13 protein-coding genes are annotated in these 26409 nt (G+C 73.0%); 5 read left to right on the top strand and 8 right to left on the bottom strand.

Features of this window, described 5'->3' with window-relative positions:
- The first annotated feature begins 5 nt into the window (after positions 1-5).
- Positions 6-131: a hypothetical protein gene (locus ACZ7L7_RS02945; RefSeq protein ID WP_472074524.1), complete on the top strand. Its 126-nt coding sequence runs from the start codon at positions 6-8 to the stop codon at positions 129-131.
- A gap of 294 nt (positions 132-425) precedes the next feature.
- Here the strand turns inward: ACZ7L7_RS02945 and ACZ7L7_RS02940 are convergent, their stop codons facing one another.
- Genes ACZ7L7_RS02940 through ACZ7L7_RS02925 form a run of 4 tightly spaced genes read right to left on the bottom strand, consistent with a single transcriptional unit; the run spans position 426 to position 5203 of the window.
- Positions 426-1613 (bottom strand): ROK family transcriptional regulator, encoded by a 1188-nt coding sequence (locus ACZ7L7_RS02940; RefSeq protein WP_453601840.1) that lies wholly within the window; start codon positions 1611-1613, stop codon positions 426-428.
- Positions 1567-2985, bottom strand: coding sequence for an NtaA/DmoA family FMN-dependent monooxygenase (locus tag ACZ7L7_RS02935; protein ID WP_453601837.1), 1419 nt, complete (start codon positions 2983-2985; stop codon positions 1567-1569). The genes ACZ7L7_RS02940 and ACZ7L7_RS02935 overlap by 47 nt, the downstream gene beginning before the upstream one ends.
- A 19-nt stretch (positions 2986-3004) precedes the next feature.
- Positions 3005-4204 (bottom strand): LLM class flavin-dependent oxidoreductase, encoded by a 1200-nt coding sequence (locus ACZ7L7_RS02930; RefSeq protein WP_285515173.1) that lies wholly within the window; start codon positions 4202-4204, stop codon positions 3005-3007.
- A gap of 42 nt (positions 4205-4246) precedes the next feature.
- Positions 4247-5203 carry an ABC transporter substrate-binding protein gene (locus ACZ7L7_RS02925; protein WP_285515172.1) on the bottom strand — a complete coding sequence of 319 codons (957 nt, stop codon included), beginning with the start codon at positions 5201-5203 and terminating at the stop codon, positions 4247-4249.
- Between the two features lie 649 nt (positions 5204-5852).
- Here ACZ7L7_RS02925 and ACZ7L7_RS02920 point away from each other — a divergent pair.
- Both ACZ7L7_RS02920 and ACZ7L7_RS02915 read left to right on the top strand, forming a co-directional pair.
- A complete protein-coding gene (locus ACZ7L7_RS02920) occupies positions 5853-6848 on the top strand; it encodes an amino acid ABC transporter permease (RefSeq protein ID WP_472074521.1) in 996 nt (331 codons plus the stop codon).
- On the top strand, positions 6845-8812 hold the full coding sequence (locus tag ACZ7L7_RS02915) for an FAD/NAD(P)-binding protein (protein ID WP_472074519.1): 1968 nt from the start codon (positions 6845-6847) through the stop codon (positions 8810-8812). Before ACZ7L7_RS02920 ends, ACZ7L7_RS02915 begins: the two co-directional genes overlap by 4 nt.
- On the opposite strand, the gene ACZ7L7_RS02910 is transcribed toward ACZ7L7_RS02915, so the two are convergent.
- Entirely contained in the window at positions 8767-13458 is a 4692-nt protein-coding gene (locus ACZ7L7_RS02910) for a DEAD/DEAH box helicase (RefSeq protein WP_472074517.1), read from the bottom strand. The two genes, ACZ7L7_RS02915 and ACZ7L7_RS02910, sit on opposite strands and share 46 nt — an antisense overlap.
- Before the next feature lie 130 nt (positions 13459-13588).
- Positions 13589-16591 (bottom strand): hypothetical protein, encoded by a 3003-nt coding sequence (locus ACZ7L7_RS02905; protein ID WP_472074515.1) that lies wholly within the window; start codon positions 16589-16591, stop codon positions 13589-13591.
- Positions 16592-16725: 134 nt separating this feature from the next.
- Between ACZ7L7_RS02905 and ACZ7L7_RS02900 the strand changes: the two genes are divergently transcribed.
- Complete coding sequence (locus ACZ7L7_RS02900; RefSeq protein ID WP_472074513.1) at positions 16726-19179, top strand: sigma-70 family RNA polymerase sigma factor; 2454 nt, start codon at positions 16726-16728, stop codon at positions 19177-19179.
- 72 nt (positions 19180-19251) lie between these two features.
- A complete protein-coding gene (locus ACZ7L7_RS02895; RefSeq protein WP_453601815.1) occupies positions 19252-20589 on the top strand; it encodes a diacylglycerol/lipid kinase family protein in 1338 nt (445 codons plus the stop codon).
- On the opposite strand, the gene ACZ7L7_RS02890 is transcribed toward ACZ7L7_RS02895, so the two are convergent.
- Together ACZ7L7_RS02890 and ACZ7L7_RS02885 are read right to left on the bottom strand one after the other, a co-directional pair.
- On the bottom strand, positions 20590-24423 hold the full coding sequence (locus ACZ7L7_RS02890) for a glycoside hydrolase family 2 TIM barrel-domain containing protein (protein WP_472074511.1): 3834 nt from the start codon (positions 24421-24423) through the stop codon (positions 20590-20592).
- A gap of 74 nt (positions 24424-24497) precedes the next feature.
- Entirely contained in the window at positions 24498-26405 is a 1908-nt protein-coding gene (locus ACZ7L7_RS02885; protein WP_453601809.1) for an ABC transporter ATP-binding protein, read from the bottom strand.
- Between the last annotated feature and the right edge of the window lie 4 nt (positions 26406-26409).

Below are 26409 nucleotides of genomic sequence, written 5' to 3'. Positions count from 1 at the left end.
CGGGCATGGCTGAGACAGGTGTGGCAGACATGGGCGTGGCGGACATGGGCGTGGCAGACATGGGCGTGGCGGACATGGGCGTGGCGGGCACGGGTCTGGCGGACACAGGAATTCGGCCCGCGAGGGTGTGAGGGCGCGAGGGCGTGACGGAGTGACCTGTCGTGCGAGGGCGCGCAGGTGTGCGTTCAGGTGAGGAGGCGCGCGGTGGTCACCGTCGCGGGGCGGACGCGCGCAGGCGCGTCGGCGGGGAGCCGGTCAGTGGGTACGACAGCCCAGTCCGGCGAAGTGGTGCGCACGGAAGACGTTCACGGGGTGCCGGCCTGCGGCTTCCCGGATCGTGGCCTTCTGCTGTGCGTCCATGGGAGAAGTCTGGCGCGGTGGCCCGGCGCGGACAATGTTTTGTGGCGGCGCGGAAGAAACCCCGGCTAGCGGGCGGCGCTCCCCGCGGTACGCAGCCCCAGCGGGTCCCGGTACACGGCGGACAGCACCGGAGCGGTCGCGGCCACCGCGAGCGTGTGGATGCCGAAGGACCCGGTCCGCACCTGCTCACCGTCGCCCGCCAGCTCGCGCGTCAACTCCACCAACAGGTACGGGAGATGGATGGTGGCGGACTCGGTGAGTACGAGGGAGTCCGGGCTGATGAGGTCCAGCAGGGGCCGGGCCGCGTGCGCGATGAGCCTGAGCCGGGTGCGGCACAGCTCCAGCGCGCGGGAGTCGCCGTCCTGGGCGACGCGGACGAGGAGTTGGAAGTCGGGCCGGTCGATGATCCCGGCGGCGACGGCGCGTTGGGCGACGGCCCGGTCGGAGACGGTGGCCTGGAGACAGCCGCTCCGACCGCACGTACAGGGCTCGTGGGAGCCCGGCACGGGCAGGTGGGCGATGCCTCCGGCGCCGTGGCGGCGGCCCTGGAGGACGATGCCGCCGGTCGCGATGGCGGCGTCCACCGCGTTGCCGACGAACAGGTGCACCAGGTCGTCCCCGGGCACCGCGCCGAACAGCAGCTCCGCCTGGGCCAGCGCCCGCGCGTGCCCCTCCACGTGGACGGGCAGCCCGACCACCCGCTGCAGCGTCCGCCGCAGCGGGATGTCGCGCCAGCCGAGCGCGGAGTTCTCCACGAGAACACCGGCGTCGGGGTCGACCCAGCCGCCCGTGACCACGCCGAGTCCGAGCACGGAGCGCCCGTGGGCGTGCCGCCGCAGGAACCCGGGCAGCCGGGCCGCCACGTCGTGCAGGACGGCCCCGTGCTGGGGCGGCCTGGGCACGCGTTCCTGCGCGATGACCCGGCCGCGCAGGTCGGTGAGGGAGAAGGTCAGCCGGGGCACCGCGATGTGCACGCCCGCCGCGACATGGTGGGAGGTCTCGATGTCCAGCGGGATGCGCGGGCGCCCCGGCCGGGGCCGCCGGGACGGCTCGGGCGGTTCCCAGACCAGTCCCATGGCGAGCAGTTCGGCGGCGTGCCGGGACACGGCGGCGGCGCTGAGTCCGGTCTCCCTGATGATCGCGGTGCGCGCCAGCGGGCCGCCGCGCAGGACGGCCCGCAGGACGGCGGTGGCACCGTCGGACGGTTCAGTGGCGGTCCTTCCGCCCGGTGTCGCGATGAGCGCTGGTCGCATCGGTGGTCCTCGGTCCGGGGGTGCTGCCGTCGGGGTGGGCCAGGCCGAGGTGGTGGCGCAGCGTCGGCCCCTCGTACTCGGTGCGGAACACGCCCCGTTCCTGGAGGAGCGGGACGACCTGGTCGGCGAAGGTGTCGAGGCCGGTGGGGGTGAGGTGCGGGACGAGGATGAAGCCGTCGCTCGCGTCGGTCTGCACGAACTCGTTGATGGTGCGGGCGATCGTCTCGGCCGAGCCGATGAAGTTCTGCCGGTTGCCGGTCTCGATGACCAGGTCGCGGATGGACCAGTTGTTGGCGGCGGCCAGTTCCCGCCACTCGCGGGCGGTGGCGATCGGGTCCCGGTACATCCGGACCTGGGCGCGGCCCTGGGAGATGTGGTCGCCGCTGACGTCGGGGTCGATGTCGGGCAGCGGCCCGTCCGGGTCGTAGCCGGACAGGTCCCGGTTCCACACGAACTCCAGGTGCCTGAGGGCGGTTGCTCCGCTGACCTGCTGGCGGCGCACCTCCTTGGCCAGTTCCTCCGCCTCGGCGTCGGTGTCGGCGAGGGTGAAGGTGGCGGCGGGCAGGATCAGCAACTGGCCGGGGGTGCGGCCGTACTTGGCGAGGCGGCTCTTGACGTCGGTGTAGAAGGCGCGGCCCGCTTCGAGGGTGGCGTGCCTGCTGAAAATGGCGTCGGCGTCGGAGGCGGCGAACTCGCGGCCCTCCTCGGAGTCGCCGGCCTGGAAGATGACGGGGCGGCCCTGCGGGGAGCGCGGCACGTTGAACCGGCCGTGGATGTCGAAGTGCTGCCCGGTGTGGACGAAGGCGCCGGCCTTGGCGTCCCGCAGGAAGACGCCGGTCTCCTGGTCGGCGACGATCTCGTCACCGTGCCAGGAGTCGAAGAGTTCGTGGGCCGTCTCCAGGAACTCCTTGGCCCGCGAGTACCGCTCCTCCTGCGGCAGGAAGCCGCCGCGCCGGAAGTTCTCGCCGGTGAAGGCGTCCCAGGAGGTGACCACGTTCCAGGCGGCACGGCCTCCGGAGAGGTGGTCGAGGCTGGCGAACTGCCGCGCGACCTCGTAGGGCTCGTTGAAGGTGGAGTTGATGGTGCCGGTCAGACCCAGGTGCTCGGTGACGGCGGCGAGCGCGGCGAGGACGGTGAAGGTGTCAGGGCGGCCGACGACGTCCAGGTCGTAGATCTTGCCGCCCTGTTCGCGCAGCCGGAGCCCTTCGGCGAGGAAAAGGAAGTCGAATTTGGCGCGTTCGGCGGTGCGGGCGAAGTGGGCGAAGGAGCTGAACTCGATGTGGCTGCCCGCCGCCGGGTCGCTCCATACGGTGGTGTTGTTGACGCCGGGGAAGTGCGCGGCGAGGTGGATCTGCTTCAGGGGCTTGGACATCGGGGTGGTCCCTTCCGGCTCAGGCGGCGTAGCGGTTGGCGGGGCGGGCCAGGCCGAGCAGGCCGCGCAGGGTGTCGGCCTCGTAGGACCGGCGGAAGGCGCCCCGGCGCTGGAGTTCGGGGACCAGGGAGCGGGTGATGGCGGGCAGGTCGTGGCCGACGACGGCGGGCCGCAGCCGGAGGCCGCTGATCCCTGCGGACTGGAACTCCTCGATGAGATCGGCGAGTTGGGGGGCACTGCCGGTGAAGGTCAAGGCATCGCTGAGGTACGGCCGTCCCGCGAGGGTGTCGAGCCGGTCCCGGCGTGCGGCCGCCGCCTCCGGGTCGTCGTCGAGGTAGACGAGCAGGTCGGCGAAGACGTGGAGGGGTTCGGCGACCCGTCCGGCCTTGTTCTGCTCGGTGCGGACGCGGGCGATGATGGCGCGGGCCTCGTCGGCGTCGTGCGGGGTGACATAGCCGATGTCGGCGGCGCGGGCGACGAGCCGGTAGGGGATGGTGTCGTGGGCGAGGGCGCTGACGACCGGCTGGCCCTGCGGCGGCCGGGGCGTGATGGACGGACCGCGGACGCTGAAGTGCTTGCCCTCGAAGTCGATGTAGTGGAGCTTGTCCCGGTCGATGAAGCGGCCGGTGGCGGCGTCGCGGATCTCGGCGTCGTCCTCCCAGCTGTCCCACAGCCGCCGCACCACCTCCACGTAGTCGGCGGCCTCGTCGAAGAGACCGGCGATGGTCTCCCGGTCGGCCGGGGTGTCGTAGGCCTTGATGCGCGGGATGGTGCGGCGGCCGAAGTGGGCGGCCTCGTTGGGGCGGGCGGTGATCTGCACGCGCAGTCCGGCGCGGCCGGTGCTGACGTAGTCGAGGGTGGCGATGGCCTTGGAGATGTGGAAGGGCTCGGTGTGGGTGGCGACCACGGTCGGCACCAGCCCGATGTTCCGGGTGAGCGGGGCGACGCGGGAGGCGATGAGGACGGCGTCGAGGCGGCCGCGTACCTCGTCGGTGCGGTCGTCGGGGTCGAGGAAGTGCGAGGACTGCGGGCCGAGTCCGTCCTCGATGGTGACGAAGTCGAGCAGTCCGCGTTCGGCCTCGGTGACGAGGTCGGCCCAGTAGGCGGCGGTGAACAGGTCCTTGGGCCGGGAGACCGGTTCGCGCCAGGAGGCGGGGTGCCAGCCGGTGCCGTCGAGGGCGACCGCGAGGTGCAGGGGGGTGAGGGGAGTCGAGGACACGAAAGTGGGTGCCTTCCTGGGAGTGACGGGAGTGCGGGCGCCTCAGGCGTGTTCGGGCGGGTTGATCCGCGAGGTCTCGATCGCGGAGTCGGTGGTGCCCCACTTCTTGAGAATGCGGTCGTACGTGCCGTTCTCGATCAGCTCGTTGACGGCGGCCTGGAACGCCTCGGTCAGCGGGGAGCCCTTCTTGAAGGCGAAGCCGACGTCGAGGCGGTGGAACTCACCGAGGAAGGTGGTCTGCGAGGCGGGCTGGGATGCCTGGTAGCGCAGTCCGTTGATGGTCGACATGATGACGTCGATCCGGCCCTGCTGGAGTGCGCTGAGGGTGGCCGCGTTCTCCGCGTACACCTTCACGTCGTACGGCTTCTTGCCGGCCTCGGCGCACTCGCCCTTCCGCGCGGTGAGCGTGGCCTCGAAGGTGGTTCCGGCGCCGGTGCCGATGGTCAGCCCGCACAGCTGGGTGAGTTCGGTGACCTTGTTGCCGAGCTCGGTGTTGCCCTTCTTCACCGCGAAGCCCTGGCCGTCGTTGATGTAGGTGACGAAGTCGATGGTCTTGAGGCGTTCGCTCGTGACGCCGAAGTTGCCGGTGCCAAAGTCGTACTTGCCGCTGCCGAGGGCGGGCAGGATCGTCTCGAAGGAGGCGTCCTGCCGCTCCAGTTCGATGCCGAGCACCTGGGCGACCGCGTCGGCGAGGTCGATGTCCTGGCCCGCGGGGGCCTTGTCGGAGCCGTTGGGGTAGTACGCGCCGGGCGGGAAGCCGATGGAGCTGCCGACGCGCAGCTTGCCCGCCTCGCGGACGTCGTCGGGGAGCAGGGCGGCGATCGCGTCCACCCTGCGTACGGCGGCCACCGGGTCGTCGCTGGGCGCGGGGGACGCCTGGGCGCCCGCCGGGGCCGTACCGCCGGAGTCGCCCGAGCCGCAGGCCGTCAGCGCCAGGAGCGGCAGCAGCGCGAGCGCCGCGACGGCACGGACACGGGTTCTGGTACCGGGAAGCTTCACAGGTGGAGGGCCTTTCGGGTGCGCGGCTGGACGTGAGGGTGCGGCGGAACGGCACCCGGGCATGGCGCGGTCGCCTCGCCGCGGGCATGCGCGGAGGAACCGTCGGGGCGGAACAGGTCAGTGCGGGCGTGACGACGTCGGGCGTCGGGCGGAGCGAAGGCTGCGGCAGCGCGCGTGAAAGGGAGAAGAACTCGGCCCGCGACGGGGTCACCGAGGGAGGGAAGGGCCGGTCAGACGGCCCGCTGCCGCGTCAGGCGCAACACGCGGCCGACCACACCCGACCGAAGTCGATGTGGTCGCGCGAGACCAGGCGTGGCTGGGGGTTCATGGCGTCAATTGAGCAGGACATCGCGCTGTCCGTCAAGCGGCGCCCGGATGGCGGACCGTCCCGACCGGTGTGCGGCCGGGGGCCGTTGACTGCCGAGATGCCGGTGTCGGGGCGCTGTTGACAGATGAATGCCATGGGCACATACCATCGACGGCGGAACGGGCTTCCGCACGGCGCGGCAGCCCTCTCCGGCCGCGTTGAGGGACGCGGCGATGTGACGACGCCGGGTCCGGCGGTGCGTACGCGCAAAGGCTTCTCTGCCGTGCTGTGCCGCCGGACGGTCATCCACGCCTGCGATTCCCTCCCCCGGAGAGCCCCTCGATGGTCACGCTTGTCACTGTCACCGAACCGGTCACCGAACCCCCCGAGAAGACCGCGGCCGACGCCCCTCGGATCGTGCCGCGCCGGCACACCGGCCGCTGGCTGGCCGCCGCCGTCGCGCTGCTGCTGTTCGCGATGGTGGTCAACTCCGTCGTCCGCAACCAGGCGTTCCAATGGGGCGTGGTGGGCCGGTACTTCACCACGGCCGCCGTCCTGGACGGGCTGCTGCTGTCGCTGTGGCTGACGGCCGTGGTGATGGTGCTCGGTTTCCTGCTCGGCACCCTGCTCGCGGTCATGCGTCTGTCCGCCAACCCGGTGCTGCGCACGCTGAGTTGGGGCTACGTGTGGATCTTCCGGTCCACTCCCCTGCTGGTGCAGCTGCTGTTCTGGTTCAACATCGGCGCCCTGTACCCGACGCTCGGCCTCGGCATCCCGTTCGGCCCGCAGTTCCTCACCGTCGAGACGGTGAACCTGCTCGGCCCCACCCTCACGGCCGTCATCGGTCTGACCCTGCACGAGAGTGCCTACGCCGCCGAGGTGGTGCGCGGCGGCATCCTCTCCGTGGACGCCGGACAGACCGAGGCCGCGCAGGCGCTCGGGCTGAGCAGACGCCGCACCCTGCGCCGGATCGTGGTGCCGCAGGCGATGCGCTCCATCGTGCCGACGGCCGGGAACATGCTGATCGGCACGCTCAAGGGCACCAGCATCGTCAGTGTGCTGGCGGTGCACGATCTGCTGTACTCGGTGCAGCTGATCTACAACCAGACGTACCAGATCATCCCGCTGCTGATGGTGGCCACCCTGTGGTACATCGCGGTCACGACCGTGCTCAGCGTGGGCCAGTTCTACGTCGAGCGGTACTACGCGCGCGGCGACTCCCGCGCCCTGCCGCCCACCCCGCTGCAACGGCTGCGCGGCCAACTGGCTCTCCTGCGGCTGCGGTTGAGCGCGGCGAGTGCCGCCGACGCCCGGCCGTCGATCGGCGGTGGCCGGTGAGCGCCGCGTCCGAGGCCGTGCTGGTGGTCGTGGGCGCGGGACCGCGCGCCACCGGCCTGCTGGAGCGCATCGCGGCCAACGCGCCCGAACTGTGGGACGGGGCACGGCAGTTGCGCATCCACCTGGTGGACCCGCACCCGCCGGGTCCGGGGCGTATCTGGCGGGACGAGCAGTCCGGGCTGCTGCGGATGAACTCCATGGCGGAGGACGTCACCATGTTCACCGACGAGTCCTCCACCGTCGAGGGCCCGGTACGGCCCGGCCCCTCCCTCGCCGAGTGGGCGGCCCAGTTCTCCGGCCGGGGCCCGCGCCACGCCCCGTACGCCGAACCCGCCGACCCCGAGGTGCTCGCCGAACTGCGCACGCTGGACGGGGCCGACTTCCCCACCCGGCGCGCCCAGAGCGCCTACCTGGACTGGGTGTTCCGCAGAGCCCTGACCGAGCTGCCGGACTCCATCACGGTCGAGTGGCACCCCGCGGTCGCCACCGCGGTCACCGGTGCCCCGGACGGACCGCAGCACGTGCACTTGTCCGACCGGGCCGATCCGCTCACCGCCGATCTGGTGGTCCTCGCCCAGGGGCATCTCGGTGCCGTACCCACCGCCGAGCACCGCGACCACGCCGCCTTCGCCCGCCGGCACGGCCGCTTCCACCTGCCACCGGAGTTCTCCGCCGACGCCGACCTCTCCCCTCTCGCGCCCGGCGAGCACGTCATCCTGCGCGGCTTCGGGCTCGCTTTCATCGACCTGATGTCCCTGCTCACCGAGGGCCGCGGCGGCACCTTCAAGACCGCGGACGACGGCAGCCTCACCTATCTGCCGTCCGGCAACGAGCCGGTCCTGTACGTCGGTTCGCGGCGCGGAGTGCCGTACCACTCCAAGACCCGCTACCGTCTCCAGGGGCCCCGGCCCGACCTGCCGCGCCACTTCGGCCCCGAGGCGATCGACCGGCTGCTCGCCGAGGAGCGCCCGCTGGACCTGCGGCGCGATGTGTGGCCGCTGATGGCCAAGGAGATCGGCTACGGCCACTACCACGAGCTGTTCCACGCCCACCCCGGGCGCACGGCGCTGCCGTGGCCGCAGTTCCGGGCCGCGTACGACCGGCTCGACTGGTACTCGGACGGAATGACCGCGCTGGTCACCGGTGCCGTCCCCGACCCGGCGGACCGGCTCGACTTCGAGGCGCTGGACCGCCCGCTGGACGGCCTGGCCTTCGCCACCCCGGACGCCTTCCAGGAGCATCTGCGCGGCCACATCACCGAGGACGTGAGCCGCCGCGAGGACCCGGAGTTCAGTGCCGACCTCGGGGCGTTCCTCGCCCTGCTCTCCGTCTACGGGCACCTGCCCGGTCTGGTCAACTCCGGTCGGCTCACCGCCCGTTCGGTGGCGGACGACCTCGACGGCTGGTGGCACGGTTTCTTCAGCTTCCTCGCCTCGGGGCCGCCCGGCTTCCGGCTGCGGCAGTTGCTGGCGCTGTCCCGGGCCGGGGTGGTTCGCTTCCTCGGAGCGGGCGTCCGCATCGGCACCGACGAGGGCACCGGCACCTTCACCGCGACCAGCCCCACCGTTCCCGGCCACACGGTCCACGCCACCGCCCTGGTCGAGGCCTACCTGCCCGGCCCCTCCCTGGATCGCACCGAGGACCCCCTCCTGCGCGCCCTGCACCAGGAGGGCGCCCTCACCGAGGAGGTCATCACCGACGCCACCCGCACCCACCGCTCCGGCCTGCTGGCGGTCTCACCGGCGGACGCCCACCTCCTCGACCCGTCCGTGGGCGGCCCCCACCCGCGCCGGATCGCCCTGGGCGCCCCCACCAACAGCCGGTCGATCGCCGCCTTCTCCCGCCCGCGCACGAACGCCCCGGCGTTCCGCCAGAACGACGAGGTTGCCCGCGCCCTCCTGCGCACCCTGAACGCACATCACCCCTCACCCGCCAGCGCCCCCAGCAGCGCCACCGCCTCCTGACGGCTCAGCAGCTCATGGAACCGCTCGTTGCGGAAGGTCCGCAGACAGGCGTAGCAACTGCTCTCCGGCCCGCACTCACAGCCACCGACCCGGGAGAGCGCCGCGTCGACCACTTCGACCAGCCGGTCGCCGACGCGGATCACATTGCCCGCGCCGCCCGGAGTGGTGTCGAAGAGCAGCAGGGACGGCATTCCGTCGGCACCCGTGTGGACCGTGCCGTCGATGTCGTCGCGGCTGATCTCCAGGTGGGTGGCGGCGCCCTCAAGCAGGGCGTAGAGGCCGGAGCGGAGCTGCTCCGGGGGTGCCGACAGGGCGGTGAGCGGGTCGAGGTGGATCTGGAGGAAGTCGGTCTGGTAGCGGTGGGCGAGGGAGACCACGCGCAGCGGGCCGGTGCACTGGGTGTCCTTGAGCAGGTGCGGATGGCCCGTGCGGCGGCCCGTGGCGCGGGCGTGGGGGCGGCCCCAGCCGCACCAGTCGCAGATCTCGTAGCCCGCCCCGGCGGGTCCCTCCGAGACGACGACCATCTCGCCGCGCGCCCCCGCCGACCAGGCCGTGGTGTGCCCGGAGGGGAACACGGTCACCCCGTCCGTCAGATCGGCGGTGTCGGTGGACATGTGGACGTCGCCGTACCAGGACCGGCGCGGCGGGGTCTGTCCCGGGCGGCGCTGGGGTCCGCGGGCGGCGACGAAGCCGTAGACCGGCTCGACGTAGCGCCGGGGCGCCGCCGTGGAGACCGTGCCGCAGGCGGAGCAGGTGGGGTCGACCGGCTCGGTGGCCTCCGCGTACCGGCCGCAGGCGCCGCACACCGTGTAGTAGCGGCTGACCAGTTCCCGGTCGGGCAGCCGGTAGACGCCCGCCGAGGACCACAGCCGGCCACCGGCCACGATCTCGGCACCCGGCGCGTACTCGTGGACGGCGGCGCTGAGGTCCCGGGTGAGTTCCAGCTGGCCGGCGACGGCGCCGCCGTCCTGCGGCAGTCGCAGTTCGACGGTGTCGACGGGGAAGCCGTACTTGGGCAGGACGTTGCGGTTGGCGAGGACGCCGAGCAGGTCGCGCTTGGTGAGGGTGTGGATGACCTTCTGGTACATCTCCGCCAGCCGGTACTTGCGGGCGGCGGCGGCCAGTTCGCGGCGTTCGGTGTAGGCGGTGACGTCCTGTTCGAGAATCTGCTGCGCGGCCCGCAGCAGCCGGTCGAGTTCACCGACCCAGGCGTCCGACTCCACTCCGATCTCGTCCTGGACGCTCTGCGGCAGCACCCGGCGCACGGAGGCGGTGACGCTCCCGGGGACCGGGGTGAGCCAGTCCCGCACGGTGTGCGCGGCGATCTCCCCGGTGGTGTCGTCGGGCAGGAAGAACTCCCCCGCCGTACGCCAGATGCGGCCCCGCTCCTCCTTCATGGCGCGGAAGAAGGCGGCGAGGGCTATGGAGTGGGCGTGGCGGCGGTCGATCCGTACGTTGTCGACCGGGACGATCGGGGCCCGGACCTCCCCGGCGATCATCCGCTGGGGTTCGGCGAACCGGGCCAGGTCGTGGGGGCGGCGCTGGGCGTAGGTGAGGACGAGGGCGGCGGAGTCGGCGCGGCGGCCCGCGCGCCCGGCGCGCTGCACGTAGTTGGCGGTGGAGGGCGGCATGTTGCGCAGCACGACCGCCTGTAGTTCGCCGACGTCGACGCCGAGTTCGAACGTGGTGGAGCAGGACAGGGCGTTGACCTGCCCGCGCACGAACTCGCCCTGGACCTCCGCGGCCTTCTCGCCGGTCCACTGCGCGGTGTGCTCCTGCGCCTTCAGCGGTACGGGGTCGAAGGTGAGGTAGAGACGGCGCAGGTGGCTGTCGGACTCGGTGCTCGGCTTGCACTCCTCAAGACGGCCGGTGCAGCGCAGGGTGGGGCACACACCGCGCACGGACACGGCGACGACGCGGCGGCAGCGGTCGCAGACGTGCACCGGCTCGGTGTCGGCGGTGACGGGCCGCAGCCGCAGCCAGGCGTGGTCGAGGCGGCGCACGGCGCCGATGCCGGGCTGGTTCTCGCCCGCCAGCCACTCGGCGAGGTGACCGGTGGTCAGGTCGGTCCACAGGCGGCGCAGGGTCTCCAGGGCGGTGGCCCGGCGGTCGCCGCGGTGGCCGAGGGCGTCGAGGACCCGCTCCAGGTAGTCGGCGCGGCGGTTGGACACGCTCGCGGCGCTGGGCAGCCAGCTGATGACCTTCCGGTCGGCGTCGGAGCCCTGCGAGCGGACCCAGACCGGCCCCCGGCGCGGTGCGAACGCCTCGTCACCGGCGTCGACGTCCTCGGGCATGGTGAGGGCGCCCTGGTTGCGGACGGTGCGCAGCAGTTCCTGCAGCAGCCGCCAGGCCTCGTCCTCGGTCAGGCCGAGCGAGGTCAGGGCGGCGGGCGGCTGCCAGGAGGGTTCGCGGTCGAGGTCGACGCGGAGCAGGCCGAGGCCCTCCAGTGACTGGCGGTCGTCGATGCTGAGGACCTCCTGCATGACCCACAGGGCGACCTCGCGCTGCTTGGCCTGGCGGGAGTCGTTGCGGCGGAAGACCCCGGCGCGGTCGGCGGCGCGGACGGTGTGGGCCACGAGGTCGTCGATGTGCAGCGGCTCCTCGGGGTCGGGGCAGCCCTTCAGCGCGGCCTGGGTCATCAGCCGCCGGTGCTGGATGCGGGTGTAGGAGTCCTCCAGGTAGGGCGCGAAGTAGGCCGCGGCCTGTCGGCTGTCGCTGAAGAAGAGGAGCTTGCGGCCCTTGCCGGGCAGTGCGGCGGCCGGGCCCTCGGTGGCCGGGGGCAGCGCCTGGTAGAGGGCGGTGCCGAGGACCGAGGCGGCGGCCTCGTTGCCGGTCTCGAAGAGCCGGATCATGCCGTGGCCGCGGGCGCCGCAGGACAGGCAGGACGCGGGGGTGCCGTCGCGGGTGTCGAGCTGGTGGACGCGGCGCAGTTCGGAGCCCTGGCAGCCGTCGGCGGTGCAGACGGGAGTTCCGGCGGGGTGCACGGCGGCGCACCGGGTGCACAGTCTGCGTTCGCTGAGTCCTCCCTTGGCGCTCTCGCCGAGGGTCTCGTCGTCCTCGTCGACGCCCGCGCCGGAGTCGCCGCCGTCCAGGAGCAGCCAAGTGTGCGGCTTGTCGGGGGACTTGCGGTGCGCGAGCCGTGGGCGTCCGCCCGCGCCGTCGAGGGTGCCGTGCAGGTGGACGGCACCGCAGCGGCGGCAGGCCCCCAGTTCGAAGGAGGGCCGCGCGCAGGTGGCGCAGCTCTCGTGGCGGGCCAGGTCCAGATGGGGTCCGGCCGGGTCGAGGCAGGTGAAGGCGCCCTCGGTGGCGCGCGCGAACACGTGGTAGCGGGCGGAGAGCACGGGCGCGCCGTCGGTGTCGGTGACCCGGCTGGCGAGCTGGATGAGCGCGGCGACGGCGTCCGGTCCCGCCGGGTCGCCGGGGAAGACGGACTCGGCGATCTCGTGGACGGGCCGGGGCCCTTCGGCGAGTGCCCGGCGCAGCGCGGCGGTTCCGGCCTCGGTGGCGAGGGCCGCAGCCGGGGTGACGTTAGCGGGCAGCCCGTGCTCGCGTGCCGCCGCCGTGATCCCGGGGCCGGGGTCAACCTCGGTGGCCAGCCGCAGGTACCGGTCGGTCGGCAGCGGCCCCCAGTGCGGGCCCTCGGGGGCGGCCACCCGGGTCGCGGTGACCAGGTCCTGCTCGGCGGGGTCGTCGGCGTCCCAGTGGAAGGGCACGTCGAAGAGGGCCTGCGCGAAGGCGGTGACGGCGGCCGGGTTCTCCTCGGCGCCGACGGTGGCACTGGTGGCGATCGCCTGTACGGCCCGCCCCTGGCCGACCCTGTCCTTCAACCGGCGCAGCAGCATGGCCAGTTCGGCGCCGCGCGCCCCGTCGTAGACGTGCGCCTCGTCGACGACGATGTACCGCCAGCCGCCCGCGTGGTCTCCTTCGAAGAGGTCCATGTCCTGGGGCCGCAGCAGCAGGTACTCCAGCATGGCGTAGTTGGTGAGCAGGATGTGCGGGGGCGTGGCCCGCATCTCGCGGCGGCTGAGCAGTTCGTTGGGCAGCCGCGGCTCACCGGGGTTGAGCTGCTCGAAGGTGTCGGCGGCGCGGCGCGGGTCGTCGTGGGTGTCGCCGGTGTAGCGGCCGAAGGTGATGTGCGGGGCGGCGGCGAGCAGGCGGCGCAGACGCTTCATCTGGTCGTTGGCGAGCGCGTTCATCGGGTAGAGCAGCAGGGCCCGGACGCCGGGGCCGAGCGTGCCGCGGGCGTGCTCGGCGGCCAGGGTGTTGAGGACGGGCAGCAGGAAGCTCTCCGTCTTGCCGGAGCCGGTTCCGGTGGCCACGACCAGGTTCCGTCCCGCAACTGCCTTGCGCAGGGCCTGCTCCTGGTGCCGGTACAGCGGCCGGTCGGCGGGCAGCGCGGGACCGGTCAGCGCCCGGAACGCCGGGTCCAGTACGCCCTCCGCGATCAGTTCCGCAAGGGTGGCGCCCTGCGCGTAGGCGGGGGTGGCCTCCAGCAGGGGGCCCTTGGTGAGCAGCGGGCTGGTGTCGACGGCGTGGGCGAGCGCCTCGGCCAGGCGTGGTTCGCGCAGCGGCAGCAGGGAGCGCAGATAGCGGCGGTAGGTGTCGCTGATCAGCAGGGACGTGGCGAGCGGGTCGAGGCTGTGCAACGGACTGGCTCCTGGGCGGGATCGCTGTCTGACGGGAAGGGAAGTCGGCGGCTCAGCCGGTGGCCCGTACGGCCTCCGCAGTAACGGAGGCTCCGTGCGCGGCTCGTACGGCCTCGGAGACGACTGCGGCTCAGTGCGCGGCTCGTACGGCCTCGGCGGTGACCAGGCATTCCGCGAGCGCGAGGTCCACGGCCGTGAGGTCGGGGGCGTGGGCGGCGACGGAGGTCCACAACGGCCGCAGTCCGCGCTCCAGTTTGGCGGCCCGCGCGTCGCCCGCCGCGGCGAGCCGGGCGATCAGCGCGCACCCGAGGGAGAACTGCGGCACCCGCATCCAGCTCTCCTCCCGCCCGTACAGCGGGCCGGGCCCGCGGTCGGCGAACGCCCCCGCCAGGGCGGGATGTCCGTCGTCGAGGAAGAGCTCGACCGCGTCCAGCCACTCCCCGAACTCCTCGCGCTCCACGAAGTACTGAAGGGTGCGCCGGTCTCCGAACGCCTGCCAGGCGGCCTCGGCGCGGGTGTCGGTGTCGAGCAGGCCGCGCGGTACGACCCGGGCGGTGCGCCACACGGCCCGCTGCTGGATCTCGGGGAGTTCGTGCAGCGCGCGGGCGTGGGCGTCGAACCGGCCGACGGTGCGGCTCGGGTCGTCGTGCCCGGTGAGCAGCGCCGTACCGGTCTCGCCGAGGAACTGCCCGACCTCGCCGAGCAGTTCGGTCTCCTCCGGGTACAACTCGTCGACGTCGTACGCCGGATCGCCGGAAAGGTACGGCAGCAGCGGCGCGGTGAGGAGCAGCGCGCACATCGGCGCGCGCCGCCAGACGGGCCGTACGGCGACGGGGTCGGCCACCTCGCGGACACGCAGGGCGGCCAGCCCGCTGCCCACGAGGGCGGCGGCCAGTTCCCCGGAGCGCAGGGCGCTCTCGGCCGCGCCGAGCAGGGCGTCGGCGCCCGCCTCGCCCAATGCGGCCAGGCATTCGGCGGGTGCGGTGTCCTTCGCGCCGCAGGACCGCAGGTCCCGTCCGCGGGCGGCGACGATCCACTGGTAGGGAACGGCGGCGGCGCCCCGGGGCAGTGTGCCGTGACCCGCCAGGTACCACGTGGTCCGGGCGGCGGCGGTGTCCTCGACGGCCCCGGAGGTCCACGGGGAGCGCCGCAGCACCAGGGTGTCCCGGTCGCGCAGACGGGGCCAGGCAGGCGCGGATCCGGCCGGGGGTGTTCCCGCGCGCAGGGTGACGACCAGGGGCCCGGCCGACCGCCAGGCGGCGGGCAGCGGGATACGGCCGTCGTCGCCGACCGGTACGGACAGCGGGGTGCGCCAGGGCGCGAGGACCGAGTGGACGCCGGCGCTGAGTTCGCCGGGGTGGCGCAGTCCGCGCAGGAGCAGTCCGGTGCCGTCCGGGACGACGGACTCCGCGATGGGCTGGGTGCGGACGGTGGCGACGTGCACGCTCTGCCCGGCGACCAGCAGCCGCAGTTCGGCCTTGGCGCAGTCGCGGACGGTGTCCGTCAGCGGGGCCAGGGTGTAGCGCAGGTCGCCCTTGCGGGTCCGGGTACGGCGTTCGGGCCGCAAGGTGTGCAGGGTGGCGCCCTCGACGACGAGGGCCAGTTCCGGGGTGACCGCCACCGCCTGCTCGGGCAGGCGCACGGTCAGGGCGCTGTCCCGGGCGAGGTCGGTGGCATCGATGTCGAGCGGCCGCACGGACCAGGTGAGGGGCCGCCCGTCGAGTTCCAGGCGCACTTCGGAGTGCGGGATGGACGCCCGCACCCGGAACGCGTCGATTCCGTCCCGCAGGACGAGGTCCCGGGAGATCTCGTGCGCGGCGAACCGCACCACGCTCTCCGAGACGGTCACCGGCCGTTCGGCCCGCAGGTCAAGCCTGGCGGTGGCGAGTCCGCCGTTCGGGGCGAGCAGCCGCCACTCGGCGGAGGGCATGGCCTCGACGCCCTCGGCGAGGAAGGCGGTGAGCCTGCGCGTGCCCCGCTGCCGCCCGGGGCGGCGGACAAGGATCTCGTACGGCCCCACCAGCGGGCCGGGTATGTACTGCCAGGGGTCGACCAGGGCCCCGGGCGCCCCGGTGAGGCGGGCCAGTTCCTCGGGTCGGCCGACACGGCGCACCTCGACCTGCCAGTCGGTCGCCTCCTGCTCACCCGGCCTTCGTCGGAGCCGGAGCGCGGGCCGCCGCTGCCACACCGGGGCTCCGTCGTCACCGGTGATCCAGGGCAGCGTCGCGCCGCCCTCCCAGCCGAAGGACCGTCCCACGGCCACGTCCAGCCACCGGCCCGGCGCCGCCCCGGCGGCACGGACACGTGTCACTCCGGACAGGGACACCCTGCTCAGGGTCCAGCCGCTCCAGCCGTACGGCGTGGGCAGTTCGACGGCCGCCGCCCGGCCGCCCTCGGTCTCCAGGGCGCCCACGTGCAGCAGGTGGAGTTCGGCGGCGGGCAGGGGCTCGTCCGGCGGGACGCGGTGGCCGTCGGCGGCGAAGGCCAGCAGGACGGTGTGCGGGTCGACGACGGTCGCGGCGTGGGTGGTCCCGGCCGGGTCGGTGGCCTCGACACGGCGGACGGGGCCGGGCAGCACCCAGTGCGGCGGGGCGGCGGTGACGGATTCGCCGTCGGCGGCCAGGCTCCAGTTCGCGTCCGGGCCGCCGGGCAGGGTCAGCAGCACACTGCCCGCGCCGGGGCCGAGGCGGAGTTCGGGCGGGGCGATGGCCGTCCGGGGCGCGGGGTCGCGGGTGACCGGGGTGGCCGGCGGGCGCCAGCTCCAGCCCAGGGCGCGGGCCGACGCCTCGGCCGCCGCGATCCAGCGGGCGCCGACGGCCGACAGGTCCGTGGTGGGACCGTCCAGATCGGGACGGGCGGCGACGATCCGCGCCCGCGCCTCGGACAGCCCATGCGCGAGATCGACGGACCCGCCGAGGGCCACGGCGTGCACCGTGCAGGCCGGCCAGCGCGCGAAGACGGTGTCCTGGGGCACGTCCGAGCGGGCGGCGAGCAGCACGTGGGCCACCAGCGCCTCCAGCACCAGAGCGGTCCGCCGCGCCACGGACTCCGGCCCGGCACCGGTCGACGGCTCCCCCGCCTCACGCCACGCCCGCTCGCAGTCGTCGAGCAGCCGCACCGGATCCACCAGCATGTTTCCCCTCCCCGCCCGGCCCGCCCCTCCTTGCCGCACGGACCGGCTGATGTTTACCGTTCTACCATTCCTTCACGCTGGTTCCACAGGGAATCCGCAGGTGGCACCGCTGTTCGGGACTCGGGGGGCAGGTCATGACGACGGAGGTCGATGCCGGATCGCCGGCCGCGCTGTACGCGCGTCTGATGGCGGCGGCGGGACCGCAGCGGACCCTGACGTCAGTGGCAGTACGGCAGTTGGTGGTCGGCACGGACCGCTCCGTGCTCGCCGAGGCACTGGCGCAGGTGGCCCGCGAGGGCGTCGCCCTCCCCGCCGCCGTGCGGGCCATGTTCGACGTACCGAACGAGACGCCCGAGGCAGCCGCCGCGGTGGACGCGGCACCGGTCGTACGGGAAGAGCCCCCCGGCGTCCCGGAGGCGGCCCCCGTCGCCGACCCGCTCCCCGCCATCCCGTCCCAGCCGGGCCCGCGCTTCGCCTTCGAGCTGCCCCCGGACGCCCGCCTGGACCTGACGGCCCTGACGATCCGCACGCTGCGTCCGGACACGGACCTGGAACCGGAACCGGAATCGAACCCGGAACCGGGGCACGAGCCGGCCCCAGAACCGGAACCGGAACCGGAACCCGAGTCAAAGCCGGACCCGGCCCCCGAGCCCGAGCCGGAAGCAAGAACGGTTCCGCAGCCAACCCCGGCGCCCGAGCCGCACCCCACGGCTCGCCGGCCGAAGCGCCCCGCGCCCCAGCACCCGAGCCCGGCCCCTGACGCCCCCCGGCGAGGGAACCCGGCGTCCGACCTCCCTGAGGAAACTCCCGCCCCGCGGGCTGTCGCCGACCCGGTCAAGGCCTGGGGCAAGGCCATCGGCAAGTACCCTCTCCTCTCCCACCAGAAGGAGAAGGAGCTGGCCAAGGCCATCGAGGCGGGCCTGCTGGCGCGCGCCGAACTGGCGGAACCCAGCGCGAGGATCACCCCCGAGCTGCGCGGCGAGCTGGAACAGCTCGTCCGGCTCGGCGAGCGGGCCCACACCGAGTTCGCCCGGGCGAACCTGCGGCTGGTGATGAGCCTCGCCCATCGCTACCGCGGGCGCGGTCTCGACCTGATGGATCTGATCCAGGAGGGCAACCTCGGACTGCTGCACGCGATCGAGAAGTTCGACCACGAAATGGGGTTCAGGTTCTCGACGTACGCGGCGCAGTGGATCCGGCAGGCGATGCACCGCGCGCTGGCCGACCAGAGCCGCACGGTGCGGATTCCCGTGCACGCCCATGACGCCTTGGCCGCACTGGACCGGGCCGCCACCGAGCTGCGGCTCGGCTCGCCCCACGAGGACCTGCCCGCGGTCGCCGCCCGCGCGGGTACGACGGTCGAGGAGGCGCGCAAGCTGCTGGCACGGGTGCGCCGGACGGTCCCGTTCGAGGATCTGGTCGAGGCGATCGGCGAGGACGCGCTGCACGAGGAGGCCGACCGCAGCGAGGACGGCCCGCACCGGCCCGAGCCCGACACGTACTACAGGGACCTGTCCCCGGAGCAGGTGCGCCGGATCCTCGACTGCCTCAGCGAGCGCGAGCACCAGGTGATGACGCTGCGCTACGGCCTCGACGGCGGCCCCGAGCTGACGTTGGAAGCGATCGGCCAGGTCGTCGGCGTCACCAGGGAACGCATCCGCCAGATCGAGTCCATGGCGATGTCGAAGCTGCGCGAGCGCACCCTGCACCGGACCCGTCCGCCACGGGAGTCCGCCCCGCCCCAGCCCGCCCCCACCCGGTCCCCCGCCGCGTCCACAACCCCGTCCACAACCCCGTCCACCACCCCGTCCCCCGCAGCGCCCACCGCCGCGTCCACCGCCCGGCCCACCGACGAACTCCCCGACCTCGCCGACGAGCTGTGCGTGACCCGGAAGGTCCACCACAACGGCCGCGTCCAGGTGGACGGGCAGTCGATCGACGTGGGCATGCGCTACGTCGGCGAGCGGGTGACGGTGCTGCTGGAGGAGGACTGGTTGCGGGTGCTGTTCGAGGGCCGCCCCGTCGCGGGCGTCCCGCGCCGGGACCCGGCCCACGTCCCCGCGCCCGTGCCGGCGCCCGTGCCGCGTCCCGTCGTACGGGCACCGCACCCGGACCCACGCCTCGACGGCAAGGTCCATGTGTTCCGCAGGGTCGACACCGGCGGTCATGTCCGGGTGGACCAGCAGAAGGTCGACGTGGGCGCGCAGTACGCCGGCGAGATCGTCACCGTCGTGCTGGAGGAGGACTCGTACCGGGTGCTGTACGAGGACCGCACCATCACGACGGCGTCGCGCCTCCGCCCGGGCCGCACCGACGCGTCGGCGGCCGTTCCCCCGCCCGCGCCCCGCCCTGCCGGACTGGTCCGGCTCCGGGCCGCCGCCCGCGAGGTCCAAGTATTCCGCACGGTCGCCCGCAGCGGTCATATCCGGGTGGACCAGCAGAAGGTCCACGTGGGCGCGCAGTACGCCGGCGAGATCGTCACCGTCGTGCTGGAGGAGGACTCGTACCGCGTCCTGCTCAAGGGCCGCACGATCGCCGCGGCGCTCCGCCGCCTCCCCGGCCGCCGGAACCGCGACGCGGCCGGATGACGCCGTGACCTCGGCGCACTTCATGTCCGTCGGCCCCCTGCCACCCGGCACGAACACCCCTACGATGGCCAAGTGATCGACGACGTGAGCGGGCGCAGCTACCGTGTGCAGCGATGGGCCGCCAGGGGGTCGCTGGCGGCGGCCGGGCTCGCGTTGCTCGTGCCGTTGGCCTACGGCGGTGTCGGCGGTGTGCTGATGCTCGTGGGCGGTGCCGTCGGCGTGGTCGTGACGGTGGCCGCCGTCTGGTGGACGCTGACCCTGAGGGGCCCCCTGCGAGGGGTCGCGGCCCTGGTCGTGCTGACCGTTCCGGCGTGTGTGGTCGCCCTGTTCGCCGTGACCCTGTTCTGGGCGCTGCCCGTGTCGGCCGCGCTGTGGGCGCTCGCCGTCTGGTCGGGCCGGTACGCCCTGCGCGGCACCGGGACGCACCGGGTGCGGGAGCGTCGGTGCCCGCCGCCCGCGCGACCGTTCCTGATCATGAACCCGCGCTCCGGCGGCGGCAAGGTCGGCCGGTTCGGGCTGAAGGAGCGGGCCGAGCGGCTCGGCGCCCGGGTGGTGGTTCTCGACCCCGACAAGCAGCAGGACGTCACCGAGCTGGCCCGTGACGCCGTGGCCGAGGGCGCCGACCTGCTCGGCGTCGCGGGCGGCGACGGCACCCAGGCGCTGGTCGCGGCCGTCGCCGCCGAGCACGACCTCCCGTTCCTGGTCGTCACCGCCGGTACCCGCAACCACTTCGCCCTCGACCTCGGCCTGGACCGCGACGACCCCACCACCTGCCTCGACGCGCTGACCGACGGCGTGGAGCTCCGTGTCGACCTCGGGTTCGCCAACGACCGGCCGTTCGTGAACAACGCCTCCTTCGGCGCGTACGCGGCGATCGTGCAGAGCCCGTCGTACCGCGCGGACAAGATCGGCACCAGCCTGGAGCTGCTGCCCGACCTGCTGACCGGGAAGCAGGGGCCGCGGCTGACCGCCCGCGCGGGCGACACGACCCTCGACGCCCCGCAGGCCGTGCTGGTGAGCAACAACCCCTACCGGACCGGCGATCCCTTCGGGTTCGGCCGCCGCGACCGGCTCGACACCGGGATGCTCGGCATGCTCGGCGTCCGGGTGGAGAACGCGGCCGAGGCCGCCGCGCTGGTGATCGACCCGGCCCCGGCCGCGCTGACCGTGCTCACCGCACGCGAGGTCGTGGTGGAGTCGGACGGACCGGAGGTCGAGGTGGGTCTGGATGGCGAGGGCCTTGTCCTGCCGTCGCCGGTTCGCTGCCGTATCGAGCCGGGCGTCCTGCGGGTCCGGGTGCCGCGCCACCGCCCCGGGCTCGCCCGCCGCGACCCGTCCCTGGACTGGCGCCGGCTCCGGAAGCTCGCGGCGACCGTCGGGCGCACGGCGCGCCCCCACTACCGGGGCTGATCAGTCGGTTGACGTGGGCCGCCGCCAGGCCTTGGGCGCCTCGGCCAGGTCGGTCAGCGGGCGCAACCGGTACGCGTACGCGTAGTCGCGGTCGGCCGGGAGCTTGTACGCGTCGTGGGTGTGGGCGCCCCAGCTGTTGTCGCCGCCGACGCCCATCTGACGGTGGTTGACCCGCAGCACGATCTCCTCGCGCGGGGTGAGCTGGTAGTCGTGGCGCACCCCGACCGAGAGGTCCTCCGGGGTGAAGCGGGACGCGTTGATCTCCAGCAGGGGTTCCCCGGTGACCAGGAGTCCGACCCCGTCGGCGTCGGTGAGCGCGGCCCAGCGCACATCGGTCTTGTTGCCGTTCTCCTGCGGGCGGATGTACGGGGTCCACTGTTCGTCGACGGTGCCCGAGTACCGGCCCACGTCGGTGCCGTTGTTGCGGTCCCAGTGGTTCTCCTCGGGGCCCCGGCCGTAGTAGTGCAGTCGGTCCAGGCGCCCGGGGAGGAAGAGGACGGTGCCGACCTCCGGGATGTACGGCAGGGAGGCGGCGCCCGGGTGCAGGGTGTTCTCGACCTTGATCTCGCCGTTGCCGAAGACGGTGTACACGGTGGTGTACGTGGACCGCACGGTGGTCGGCAGGGTGCCGGTCACCGTGATCTCGACCGCGCGATCGTCCAGCGAGCGCACCCGGACTCCGGTGACCTGGCGCCGGGTGCCCGCGTCGCGCCAGGTCTCGTTGCGGATGTGCTGGCGGTTGCCCTTGTCGGTGTCGGTGGGTGCCCGCCAGAAGTTGGGCACGGGCCCGGAGTCGATCAGACGTGCGCCGGCGGCCTCGTAGGAGTCGAGCACTCCGCGCGTCTTGTCGACGGAGACGGAGAAGTCCCGGCCGGTGACGGTGACGGCCCGCTCGCCGTCGACATGGGCCAGGGCGGGGACAGTGCCCAGGCGGATCGGGACGGGGGCGGGAACGCTCGCGCTCAGGGGCAGTTGGCACCGCGCCACTTCGAAGCCCGCATCGGCCCACTTCGTCGACTGCCGTGTGGTGAAGGAGAGTTGGAGGAAGTACTCGCGCGTGGGGTCGTCGGCGGGCCGGTCGGCCGGGAGGGGGATCCTCCGGCTCGACAGCGGCGGTACGTCCGACTCGGCGCGGCCGATCGCGCCCTGCCGCACCGGCTCCCCGTCCACGAGCAGCGTCCAACTCCCGTCGAATTCGCGGAGGTTGGTGAACAGGTACTCGTTGGTGAGGGTCACCGTGCCGTCCTCGCCGAGCCGTGCGTCGACGGCCTGGTAGACGCGCTTGACCTCGGCGGCCTTGCCGGTGTGACCCCGGTCTGCGGTGACGATGCCGTCCGCGACGAAGTTCCCGTCGTTGGGGTTGTCGCCCCAGTCGCCGCCGTAGGCGTAGAAGGTCTTCCGCGCCGGCTGCTTCTCGGTGACGGCGACGGTGGCCGCGTCGAACCAGAAGCGCACGCCCGCGTCGCCCGGGGTGCGCCGGTCGGAGGCGAGTTCGGTGGCGCTCAGCGCGCGGGCGTAGACGCGGGCGCGCCGGATGGTGCCCGCGAACTCCCGGTTGGCGTGGTCGGCGTCGGTGCCCAGGGCGAGCGGCGCGCAAGTGGCGCCGGGCCTGCGGTTGGTGGCCCGGGTCGCCTTGGCCGCCCCGTCGACGTAGAGGACGAGCGAGCCCGCGTCCGCGTCGAAGACCCCGGCGACGTGATGCTCCCGGCCCCGCCAACCCGTCTCCGGAAGCTGCCAGTTGACGCTGACCCACTCTCCGCCGGAGTGGATGAAGAACTCCAGGCGCTTGCCGGACTGTTTCAGCGCGTACTGTGTGTCCCCCTTGGTGATGATCGGCTGCTGGTAGCCCGCGTATCCCGGAGTGATCCAGGCTTCCAGGGTCAGCGACCCGGTGAGGTCCAGACGCGCGTCCCGCGCGAACACCGTCCCGCCGTACAGCCCTTTGTCGCGGTCGAACGTGCCGTGTGCCGCCTGGATCTCGCCGCGCAGGCCGAGCGGCCCGGTCTCGGTGAACAGCCGCCGCACGGGGGTGGGCCAGGTCAGGGACTGGTCGGCGAAGTCCCAGATCCAGCCGCCCTGGAGCACGTCGTGGCGGCGGACGACGTCCCAGTACTCCTTCAGGTTGCCGTTGGAGTTCCCCATGGCGTGCGCGTACTCGATCATCACGTACGGCCGCTTGTCGCCGGTGTCCTTGGCGCGCTCCTCGACCTTGGCCGGGGTGTCGTACATCTTGGAGCGGATGTCGCTGACGCCGGGCCGGTCGTCGCCCTCGTACTGGACGACCCGGGTGGGGTCGTGGGCGGCGATCCAGTCGTGCATGGCGCGGAAGGTGCTGCCGCCGCCCGCCTCGTTGCCCAGGGACCAGATGACGACCGAGGCGTGGTTCTTGTCGCGGTGCACCATGTTCTGCGCGCGGGCGACGCAGGCCTTGGTCCAGTCGGGGTGGTCGCCGGGGTAGTTCTTGTGGATGCCGTGGGTCTCCAGGTTGGTCTCGTCGACGAGGTAGAGGCCGTACTCGTCGGCGAGTTCGTACCAGAGCGGGTTGTTGGGGTAGTGCGAGGTGCGGACCGAGTTGATGTTCAGGCGTTTGATCAGCTCGATGTCGCGGACCAGGTCGGCCCGGGTGAGGGCGGTGCCGCGGTCGGGGTGCACCTCGTGGCGGTTGACGCCGCGCAGGGAGACCGGCTGCCCGTTGATGCGCATCAGCCCGTCCCGCAGGGCGAATTCACGCAGGCCGACCCGGTGGGACAGGGTCTCGGTCACCTGTCCGGCCGGGTCGCGCAGGCTGAGGACGGCGGTGTAGAGGTACGGCCGTTCCGCGGACCACAGTCGAGGCGCGGGCACGGCTTTCGCCGCCCGTACGGTGGTGTCGGTGCCGGGCGCGCCGACCTGCGCGGTCTGTTGCAGCGGCCGGGACCAGACGGGGTGGCCGTCGGCGTCGTACAGCTGCGTCTCGACGGTGTACGCGCCGGGGGCGCCGCCCTGGTACGCGCGCACGCTCGCGGTGACCGCGAGTTCGGCGGTGGTGAAGTCGTCGCCGAGCGGGGTGTCGAGGGTGAAGTCGCGCAGGTGGACGGTGGGGGTGGAGTACAGGTACACCGAGCGGAAGATGCCGCTCAGCCGGATCATGTCCTGGTCCTCCAGCCAGTCCCCGTCGGAGTAGCGGTAGACCTCGACGGCGATCAGGTTGGTGCCGGGCTCCAGATGCTCGGTGATGTCGTACTCGGACGGGGTGTAGGAATCCTCGTCGTAGCCGACGAGTTGGCCGTTGATCCACACGTAGTGCGCCGACTTCACGCCCTCGAAGTGCAGGAAGACCCGGCGTCCGGACCAGTCGCGGGGGACGGTGAAGGTGCGGCGGTACTGGCCGACCGGGTTGTAGTGGGTGGGCACGGCCGGTGGCTGGGGCTCCTCGCCGTGGCCGTTGGCGCCCCAGTAGGGGTAGGTGATGTTGAGGTAGATCGGGCGGTCGTAGCCGTGCAGTTGCCACACCGAGGGCACCGGCAGGGTGTCCCAGCCGCTGTCGTCGAGGCCGGTGCGGTGGAAGTCCGGGTCCCGGTCGGCGGGACGCTCCGCGTACGCGAACCTCCAGGTGCCGTCGAGGCTCAGCCGGTACGGGGAGGCGGTGCGGTCGGCGGTCAGGGCCTGGGCGGTGTCGGCGTACGGCATGAGCGTGCAGTGCGGGGGTTCGGTGCCGATGCGGAAGACGTCGACGGAGCCGTTCCACTCCGTCTCGCCCGCCGCCCGTGCGCGTGCGGCTGGGAGGGCGAGGGCGCCGAGGAGGGCTGCTCCGCCCTCCAGCAGACGGCGGCGGCTGACGGTCGCGTACGGCATGGACGTGGCCTTCCTCAACCGCTGGTGACAGCGGGTGACTGCCGGGAACGAGGGTCACCCTAGGTCGCGGACGGCTACCCCACGGCGATCTCCGCGACGTCGGCGGGTCGCTCCCCCACCGGAGAGTCCGAGAATTGGGTCCGGTACAGCTCGGCGTAGCGGCCCTCGGCGGCGAGGAGTTCGTCGTGGGTGCCGCGTTCCACGATCCGGCCGTCCTCGACGACCAGGATCAGGTCGGCCGCCCGTACCGTCGACAGCCGGTGCGCGATGACGACGGCGGTCCTGCCGTCCAGGGCCTCGGCGAGGGCTTCCTGGACGGCGGCCTCGGAGGTGTTGTCGAGGTGGGCGGTGGCCTCGTCGAGGATGACCACCCGCTGGCGGGCCAGCAGCAGCCGGGCGATGGTCATGCGCTGGCGCTCACCGCCGGAGAGCCGGTAGCCGCGCTCGCCGACCACCGTGTCCAGGCCGTCGGGCAGGGAGCGTACGAGAGCGTCGAGGCGGGCCCGGCGCAGCGCGTCCCACAGGTCCTCGTCGTCCGCCTCGGGCCGGGCCAGGAGAAGGTTGGCGCGGACCGTGTCGTGGAAGAGGTGGCCGTCCTGGGTGACCATGCCGAGGGTCTCGCGCAGGGACCGGGCGCTCACCTCGCGGACGTCGAGGCCGCCGATCCGTACGGCGCCGGAGTCCACGTCGTACAGCCGGGGCAGCAGGCTCGCGATCGTGGACTTGCCGGCGCCGGAGGAGCCGACGAGCGCGACCGTCCGCCCCGGTTCGGCGCGGAAGGACACGCCGTGCAGGACCTCGGAGCCGCCGCGGGTGTCGAGGGCGGCGACCTCCTCAAGGGAGGCGAGGGAGACCTTGTCGGCGGACGGGTAGGCGAAGCGGACGTCGTCGAACTCCACGGCGACCGGGCCCTCGGGGACGGCCTTGGCGTCGGGCCGGTCCTGGATGAGGGGTTCGAGGTCGAGGACCTCGAAGACGCGCTCGAAGCTGACGAGGGCGCTCATCACCTCCACGCGCGCCCCGGCGAGCGAGGTGAGCGGCGCGTACAGGCGGGTGAGCAGCAGGGCGAGGGCGACGACGGCGCCCGGTTCGAGGCTGCCGTTCAGGGCGAACCAGCCGCCGAGTCCGTAGACCAGGGCGAGCGCGAGGGCGGAGACCAGGGTGAGGGCGGTGATGAACGCCGACTGGGCGGTGGCGGTGCGCACCCCGATCTCGGCGACGCGGCGGGCGCGGGCGGCGAACTCCTCGGACTCCTGCTCGGGCCGCCCGAAGAGCTTGACGAGGGTGGCGCCGGGGGCGGAGAAGCGTTCGGTCATCCGGGTGCCCATGGCGGCGTTGAGGGTGGCCGCCTCTCTCGTCATCCGGGCCATCCGGCGGCCCATGCGGCGGGCCGGGACGACGAACACCGGGAGCAGCGCCAGTGCAAGTAGGGTGATCTGCCAGGAAAGTGTGAGCATCACGACAAGGGTGAGCAGCAGAGTGACCAGGTTGCTGACGACTCCGGACAGGGTGTTGCTGAAAGCCCGTTGGGCTCCGATCACGTCGTTGTTGAGACGGGAGACCAGCGCCCCCGTACGAGTGCGTGTGAAGAACCCGACCGGCATGCGCTGCACATGATCGAACACGGCAGTCCGCAGATCCAGGATGAGGCCCTCCCCGAGCGACGCCGAAAGCCGCCGGGCGAGGATGCCGAGCACCGCCTCAAGTACCGCGATCAGCGCGATGAGCAGGGCCAGCCGTACGACCCTGCCGTCGTCGTCCCCCGACACGATCGCGTCGACCACCTTGCCCGCCAGCACGGGTGTGGCCACGGCGAGCAGCGCGGTGATCACCCCGAGCCCCACGAACTGCGCGATCCGCGCCCGGTGCGGGCGGGCGAACGCGTCGATCCGCCGAAGCGTTTCACGCGCGAACGGTCGACGCTCCTGCTCGGCGTTCATGACGGAATGCAGCTGTGTCCAGGCTGTGGTCTCCATGCTCATGCGA

The organism is Streptomyces sp. NPDC110618, from assembly GCF_055657065.1.
The sequence above is the reverse complement of the archived record's forward strand: the minus strand, read 5'-3'. Positions and strand labels throughout refer to the sequence as shown.